Annotated in this window: 7 protein-coding genes and 2 pseudogenes; 5 read left to right on the forward strand and 4 right to left on the reverse strand. The window is 69.0% G+C overall.

Going from position 1 to position 6,741, the window contains the following annotated elements; translation table 11 throughout:
• Nucleotides 1-167 (reverse strand): annotated as a pseudogene (locus AZG88_RS51900) (MFS transporter); the annotation flags it as partial.
• Nucleotides 168-242: 75 nt separating this feature from the next.
• On the opposite strand from AZG88_RS51900, the gene AZG88_RS22275 reads away from it, so the two are divergent.
• Nucleotides 243-1,349, forward strand: coding sequence for a winged helix DNA-binding domain-containing protein (locus AZG88_RS22275; RefSeq protein WP_082833422.1), 1,107 nt, complete (start codon nucleotides 243-245; stop codon nucleotides 1,347-1,349).
• On the opposite strand, the gene AZG88_RS22280 is transcribed toward AZG88_RS22275, so the two are convergent.
• Both AZG88_RS22280 and AZG88_RS22285 read right to left on the reverse strand, forming a co-directional pair.
• The gene (locus AZG88_RS22280) at nucleotides 1,339-2,205 is read right to left on the reverse strand and encodes a hypothetical protein (RefSeq protein ID WP_005239302.1); all 867 of its coding nucleotides are present in this window, start codon (nucleotides 2,203-2,205) and stop codon (nucleotides 1,339-1,341) included. The genes AZG88_RS22275 and AZG88_RS22280 overlap by 11 nt on opposite strands.
• Complete coding sequence (locus tag AZG88_RS22285; RefSeq protein ID WP_005264659.1) at nucleotides 2,195-2,890, reverse strand: metallophosphoesterase family protein; 696 nt, start codon at nucleotides 2,888-2,890, stop codon at nucleotides 2,195-2,197. The genes AZG88_RS22280 and AZG88_RS22285 overlap by 11 nt, the downstream gene beginning before the upstream one ends.
• A 65-nt stretch (nucleotides 2,891-2,955) precedes the next feature.
• Between AZG88_RS22285 and AZG88_RS22290 the strand changes: the two genes are divergently transcribed.
• Complete coding sequence (locus tag AZG88_RS22290) at nucleotides 2,956-3,543, forward strand: suppressor of fused domain protein (RefSeq protein ID WP_005239304.1); 588 nt, start codon at nucleotides 2,956-2,958, stop codon at nucleotides 3,541-3,543.
• Here the strand turns inward: AZG88_RS22290 and corA are convergent.
• Nucleotides 3,540-4,631 (reverse strand): magnesium/cobalt transporter CorA, encoded by a 1,092-nt coding sequence (gene corA / locus AZG88_RS22295; RefSeq protein ID WP_025432195.1) that lies wholly within the window; start codon nucleotides 4,629-4,631, stop codon nucleotides 3,540-3,542. The genes AZG88_RS22290 and corA overlap by 4 nt on opposite strands.
• 145 nt (nucleotides 4,632-4,776) lie before the next feature.
• On the opposite strand from corA, the gene AZG88_RS22300 reads away from it, so the two are divergent.
• The 3 genes and pseudogenes from AZG88_RS22300 to AZG88_RS22310 form a co-directional block, all read left to right on the forward strand.
• Nucleotides 4,777-5,631 (forward strand): PHP domain-containing protein, encoded by an 855-nt coding sequence (locus tag AZG88_RS22300; protein WP_025432196.1) that lies wholly within the window; start codon nucleotides 4,777-4,779, stop codon nucleotides 5,629-5,631.
• Complete coding sequence (locus AZG88_RS22305; protein WP_005239311.1) at nucleotides 5,628-5,987, forward strand: hypothetical protein; 360 nt, start codon at nucleotides 5,628-5,630, stop codon at nucleotides 5,985-5,987. Before AZG88_RS22300 ends, AZG88_RS22305 begins: the two co-directional genes overlap by 4 nt.
• A gap of 377 nt (nucleotides 5,988-6,364) precedes the next feature.
• Nucleotides 6,365-6,741: pseudogene (locus AZG88_RS22310) on the forward strand (NADP-dependent malic enzyme); the annotation flags it as partial.

Here is a 6,741-nt window from a genome sequence, read left to right on the forward strand (position 1 = left end):
AGGTTCGCGGTGAGGAGCCAACCGACGGCGGTGGGGCCGACGTCGAGTTGCGCACCGATGGTCCCGACGATCGGCACCACCAACGTCTGCAGAACGGCGACAATCATCACGACGAAGCACATGACCGGCAGGAGAGCCCTGGCTGCGGTTGTCGATCCGGCGGCCATGGGGTCCTCCTGTAGGGGTCGGTGAACGGGCGTAATCAAATACGGTACTGGGGCTAACTAACGAGGGGGTTCACGGTGGCGTCCGACCGCATGTCGAATCGAGCACTGGGCCGGGCGACACTGGCCCGGCAATCGCTGCTGAGCCGGTCGGACGCGTCCGCCCTCGACATGATCGAGCACCTGTGCGGACTGCAGGCCCAGGCACCGGCCCCGCCGTACTTCGCACTGTGGGCGCGGTTGACACGATTCCGCGCCGAGTCGCTGTCGGACCTCATCGAGAATCGCGCGGTGGTGCGGATGGTCGCGATGCGCGGGACCGTGTTCGCCCTGTCGGCCTCGGACGCGCTCTCGTTCCGTCCGCTCACGCAACCGCTGCTCGACCGCGACCTCCACACCAACACGCAGTACCGGTCGAGTCTCGACGGGATCGACCTCGGCGCCCTCGCCGCCGCGGGACGCGAACTGGTGCGCGACGAACCCCGCACGCAATCGCAGATGCGGCCCCTGCTCGAGGAGCGGTTCCCCGGCCGCGACGGCGCCGCGCTCGCCCACGGCGTGCGGGGACTGGTCCCGATGGTCCAGGTTCCGCCGCGCGGGCTCTGGGGCAGGTCGGGGCAGCCGGCGCTGTCGACGCTGGAGTCGTGGGTGGGTCGTCCACTGTCCGCCGCGCCGTCCATCGACACGATGCTGTTGCGCTACCTCGCCGCGTTCGGCCCCGCGAGCGCGCGGGACGCCCAGGCCTGGTCGGGACTGACCCGGCTCGGTGAGGTCCTGGACCGGCTGCGACCGGAACTCCGGGTGTTCGCGGGGGAATCGGGACCGGAACTGTTCGACCTTCCCGACGCACCCCGGCCGGACCCGGGCACCCCCGCCCCCGTCCGTATCCTCGCGCCGTTCGACAACGTGCTGCTCTCGCACGCGGACCGCGGACGCCTCCTCGACGACGACGTGCGGAAGAAGGTCTTCACCCAGAACGGCATCATCAAACCTGCCGTCCTGGTGAACGGCAGGGTCGCGGCCTTCACCACGACGGTGGTCGAGAAGTCCCGTGCGGTACTCGACGTGGAGCCGTTGGCGAAGATCGCGAAGACGCACCGCACCGCGATCGAGGCGGAGGGCAGGCGACTGTTGAAGTTCGCGCACCCCGACGCGCCCGAGCGCGTCGTGCGGTTCACGGGCTAGCCGGTTTGTGCCTGCGCGGTGCGAGGTGACTGAGCTCGGCGATGATCTCGTCGTTCCAGACATGCTGGCGCACAAGGCGGTACCGCTCGCGCGCCACCCACAGGTAGGCCTCGGCGTCGGTGTGGTCGGGCAGCATCTCGGCGGCCCGCAGCATCCGGACCACCGGCAGGAACTCCTCACCGAACCAGCGCCGCGCCACGGTCTCACGGCTGAGGAATTCGCCCACCTCCTGCATGAGCCGGAAGCCCCACGCCTCGACGCTCTGGCTGATCTCCGCGTACTCCCAGGGGTCGGTGACGAAAACGGCCGCCCGCTGTGGCCCGCTCAACGGCACCCGCGTGAGGAACAAGCGGCGGTGATCCTTGATGACCAGGTCGCCGCGCTGCGCGATCCCGTCGGGGGAGATCTTGGTCTGGATCTCTGTGACGTAGGCGTCGATCGTGCTCCAATGCATCGCGTACGCGATGGAGACACGGTGGTGGCCGTCGCTGACGAAGTGCATGGACCCGATCCGATACACCTGGATCGGCGGCACCGACTCGCCCCGGCGCTGCGCGGCCGCCAGCCGTTGCCAGCGCTCGCGCACGCGGGTGGACGTGGGCCGGAAGAACCGGTCGAAGTCGCGGGTCCGGTCGACGCTCCCGACGATCGAGTTGACCGGGATCACCTGCAGTCCGAGCGATCGTTCCCCGACCCGGCCGACGGCCGCGACCACCTCGTCGAAAGGCAGGATCTCGTTGACGTCGTCCGGTTCGCGGCGAAGCCAGCTGACCAGCCGCGACAACTCGGCGCGACGACGCTGGCGGGTGAAATCGTTCTCCGCGTCGGCGGCGGGGAACCCGGTGTCACGTGCCATGCCTGCGCCTGACGATGGTGGGGTCGGCGCCCGGGGCCAACTCCATCAGGGTGAATCCCACGGTGTTGATCACCGTGGTCGCGCCGAGCGTGCGGTCCTCGGCCGCCCGGCCGTACGGGTGGACGTGCCCGTGAATCATGACGCGGGCCTGCAACCTGCCCGCCAGGGTCTCGAAGCATTCGAAACCCCGGTGCGGTGGATCCTCCTGGTCGCCCACTCCGCGCGGTGGGCTGTGCGTGAGCAGCACGTCGACGCCGGACACACCCGAGCGGCGTGCGTGCCACGCACTCGTCAGAGCCAGGTTGCGCGCCCGCCGCCGCTGCTGCCGCTCGGTCCACTGATTGGGGCCGTCGTTGTAGCGGATCGACCCACCCAGGCCCGCGATGCGCAGGCCCGCGATCCGCACGATCCGGCCGTCTGCGTTGACCGCGCCGCAGGGTCCCGGCCACGCCGAGGGCAGACCCGCCCGCATCCATCCGACACGTCCCGCGGAGTAGCCGGACAGATCGGCGTCGTGGTTGCCCGGCACGAAGACGCACGGCGCGTCGAGCGCGTCGATCAGGTATTCCAGGTAGTCGAACGGGAGATCGCCCGCACCGAGGATCAGGTCGACGTCCATGGCACGCACCTGCGAACTCCACAGCGACTCGATCGTCTCGTCGGACACTGCGAGTACCGAGACCATGCTCCGACGCTACCGGCTCGCGAGGCCGGAGGACGGGTGAGCGGCTTCGGTGGTTTGATTGCGGGGTGACTGACAGCGTTGTGGCCTCTGTTCGCGCGCACCTGCTGGGGCAGATCGGGGGACCGGAGCCGACTGCGGCATCGGTGACGTTCCTGGGCGTCGAGCCGCTGGACGTGCTGCGGTTCGCACCCGACGACGAGGATCTGGTTCGCTATGTGACCCTGGGGTGCTCCCGGCACCCGATGGGCGACCCCGGCGAGCTGGTGGCCGACCCTCTCCGTGGCCCCCGCGCCGAACTGATCCTCACCCTGCGCGGCGGGGCCGGGGTGGCGTCGGGAGTGGCGCGCACACTCGCGGTCCTGGCGGCGGCGCCCTCGGTGGAAGGCGTGGTTCTCGTCGAGGACGCCTTGCTCGACGTGGGGGAGCCGCTGTGGAAGGACACACCGTTCACCGCCGTGCTGCTCGGTGAGTCGACCATCCCCGACCTCCCGCTGCCCGAACCCGCGGAGGCCGTGCGGTTCCTCGCGGTCGTGCCGATCACCGGCACCGAGGCGGCGTGGGTCCGACTGCGCGGCGCCGGCGCACTGCGCGACGCCTGGGCGGAGGCGGGCATCGACGTCCGCGATCCGCACCGCGGAGCAGCGTCCCTCTAGAGCCAGTGGTTCCGGCGGAACGTGACGAACAGGCCCACCGTCACCGACGCGATCACGAACACCACGCCGTGATAGCCGTACTGCCAATGTAGTTCGGGCATGTTGTCGAAGTTCATGCCGTAGATGCCCGCGATCATCGTCGGCACGGCCGCGATGGCCACCCACGCCGAGATCTTGCGCATGTCGGTGTTCTGCTGCACGGCGATCTTCGCGAGGGCGGCATCGACGAGTGAACTGAGGACCTCGTCGTATTCGGCGATCCGCTCGGCGACGGTGGTGTGGTGGTCGAGGACGTCGCGGAAGTAGCGGCGGATCTCCTTCGGCACCGGATTGCCCGGGGATCGCGTCAGCCGGAGCAGCGGATTGGACAGCGGGTTCACCGACTTGCGGAGTTCGACGATCTCGCGCTTGAGAAGGTAGATGTGTTCGACCGCGACGCTGCTGCGCGGACTGAACACCGCCTCCTCCATGCCGTCGACGTCCTCCTCGATGGCCTGGGTGACCTCGAGGTACGTGTCCACCACGTGGTCCGCGACCGCGTGCAGCACCGCGTACGGACCCAGGGCGAGCCGCTCCTGGTTCGCCTCCAGCGCATGGCGGACGTTCGCGAGCGGGGAATGGTCACCGTGCCGCACGGTGATGACGAAGTCGGCGCCGACGAACACCATGATCTCGCCGGTCTCGACGATCTCGCTGGCGGTGGCCACCGACTCGTGCGGCACGTAATTGACCGTCCTCAGTACCAGGAACAGCACGTCGTCGTAGCGTTCCAGCTTCGGCCGCTGGTGGGCGTGGACGGCGTCCTCGACCATCAATTCATGCAGCCCGAATGTCTCGGCCACGCTCTCCATCTGCCCCTCGTCGGGGGCGAGCAGCCCGACCCACACGAACCCTTCGCCCCGTGTGCGGACCTCGGCCATCGCGGCCTGGTGCGTGTACTTGCCGGGGAGCCTCGTGCCGTCGACGTACACACCGCAATCGACGATGGCGCGCGCGGTCGGGATGCGGATCCTGGGGCCGGGGTCCCTGTCACCGCTGCGCTGATCCTTGTCGCTGCCGCGCTTGGGGAGCGAGGGCACAGACGGCACGGGGCCCTCCCTTCACCGTCGAGTCGGAAACGCTGCTGGTGAATCGTACGTCAGCCCCGCTCCGGGCCGACGGCGTCGCACGACACGCCAGGCTTCCGGGGCGCACGCTCGGACCCCGTGCCGCGACACCTGACAGACTGGTCTGGTGCTCATCGATCTCCACACCCATTCGACGGCCTCCGACGGAACCGACAGCCCGGCGGACCTGGTGCGCGCCGCGGGGTCGGCGGGACTCGACATCGTGGCGATCACCGATCACGACACGACGGCGGGGTGGGCCGAAGCGGTCGCGGCGTTGCCCGCGGGGCTCGCGCTGGTGCGCGGCATGGAGATGTCCTGCGAGGGGCGCGGTGAGGACGGACGCCCGGTCGCGGTGCATCTCCTCGCCTACCTGTTCGATCCCGCGCACGCGGCGTTCGCACGCGAACGGGAGCGATTGCGGAACGAGCGGATTGTGCGAATCCGCGCGATGGCCGAGTTGATGATGGAGGACGGCCTTCCCATCGATGCCGACGAGGTGCTCGCGGAGGCGGGACCCGCGGCGGGGCGCCCGCACCTGGCCCGGGCCCTGATGCGCGCCGGTGTGGTCGGCAGCGTCGGTGAGGCGTTCGTGGATCTGCTGGCCCCACGCGGCCGGTACTTCGTCGACAAGTCGGACACCCCCCTCGACGACGCCGTGCAACTGGTGGCGGAGGCCGGGGGCGTGAGCGTTCTCGCCCACGGACGTGCCCGCACGAGGGGACGGCTGCTGTCACTCGATCACGTCCGAGACCTGGCGGGAGCCGGTCTGCACGGGCTCGAGGTGCATCACCCCGACCACTCGGCGGACGACGCTCGGGTACTCCAGGAAGTGGCCGACGAACTCGGTCTGGTCGTCACCGGCTCCTCCGACTACCACGGCACGAACAAGGCCATCCGGCTCGGCGAGTTCACGACGGACACCGACGAATTCGACACCCTCGTATCGAAAGCATCCGGGGTGCAGGTGGTCTCGGCGTGAACACGCACGAGTCCGAGCGGTACGACCCCTACGGTCCCACCCTCCCGAGGACGGTGACGGCCACCGAACCGCGCCGCAGCCCTCTCGTGGTCCGCACGCTGCGCGCCCTCAGCGGGGCCGTCGCCGCCGGAGTGGTGATCCTCTGCCTGGTCGTGATCGGCTCCGCCTACGTGGGCGGCGGCCGGGGCTTCCCCGGCCCGGGGACGATCTCCATCACCGCGCACGTGGCCGCGTCCGTGTTCGTGATCGTGGCGCAAAGGTTTGCGGACCGCCGCGACGGTCTCGTCGCAGTGGTCGCATCCGTCGCCGTCCTCGCGGCGGCGGCGCTTCTGCTGGCTACCCAGTGGTGGGGTTGACGGACGCTCGGCGCGTTATGTGAAACCGGCTCTCACAGTGACCCATCGGTAACTTATTCTCACAGGTAGAGGCCAGAAAACGTGAGACATCTGACTCTCGTGGCAATTTGATTGTGCATCGATATTCGTGCCAGACTTAGCACCACTCCGACGTCGGCGCCACCGCCCTTCGGCGGGGGTTTTATGGCAGTGTTGCCAGGGCTCACCCGCCCGTGCCATGACGCTTCGGAAGTTCTGCGGCCATCGTGATCGCGCACCCCGGAAGCTTCACCCTCAGTTGTCGTTCGTGGAGTAACTGTGAAGATCAGCGCCGATCCTCACGGTTACTTCTCAGTAACCCGGCCCCGAGTGAGCCTGGACTTAGCAGGAGTGTCATCGTGTCCATCGTGTCCGAACCCACCACACCGCAGAAGGTCGAGCTGACCGACGAGGAGATCTTCGCCGGCCACATCGGGGGGAAGCTCTCGGTCGAGACCACGACCGCCCTCGATACCCAGCGCGCCCTGTCCATCGCCTACACCCCCGGCGTCGCGCAGGTTTCCCGCGCCATCGCCGCCGACGAAACCCTCGCCGACCGGTACACCTGGACCAGCCGCCTCGTGGTCGTCGTCAGTGACGGCTCCGCGGTGCTCGGCCTCGGGGACATCGGCCCCCGCGCCTCCCTTCCCGTGATGGAGGGCAAGTCCGCCCTGTTCAAGAACTTCGCCGGACTGAACTCGATCCCACTGGTCCTGGACACCAAGGACCCCGACGA

Origin of the sequence: Rhodococcus sp. LB1 (assembly GCF_001583455.1) — a bacterium.
GTDB classification, from domain to species: Bacteria; Actinomycetota; Actinomycetes; order Mycobacteriales; family Mycobacteriaceae; genus Rhodococcus_F; species Rhodococcus_F opacus.

Coding starts and splice junctions, on each gene's coding strand:
- AZG88_RS22280 (WP_005239302.1), bottom strand. CDS start 2,205: ATGGCACGTGACACCGGGTTCCCCGCCGCCGACGCGGAGAACGATTTC.
- AZG88_RS22285 (WP_005264659.1), bottom strand. CDS start 2,890: ATGGTCTCGGTACTCGCAGTGTCCGACGAGACGATCGAGTCGCTGTGG.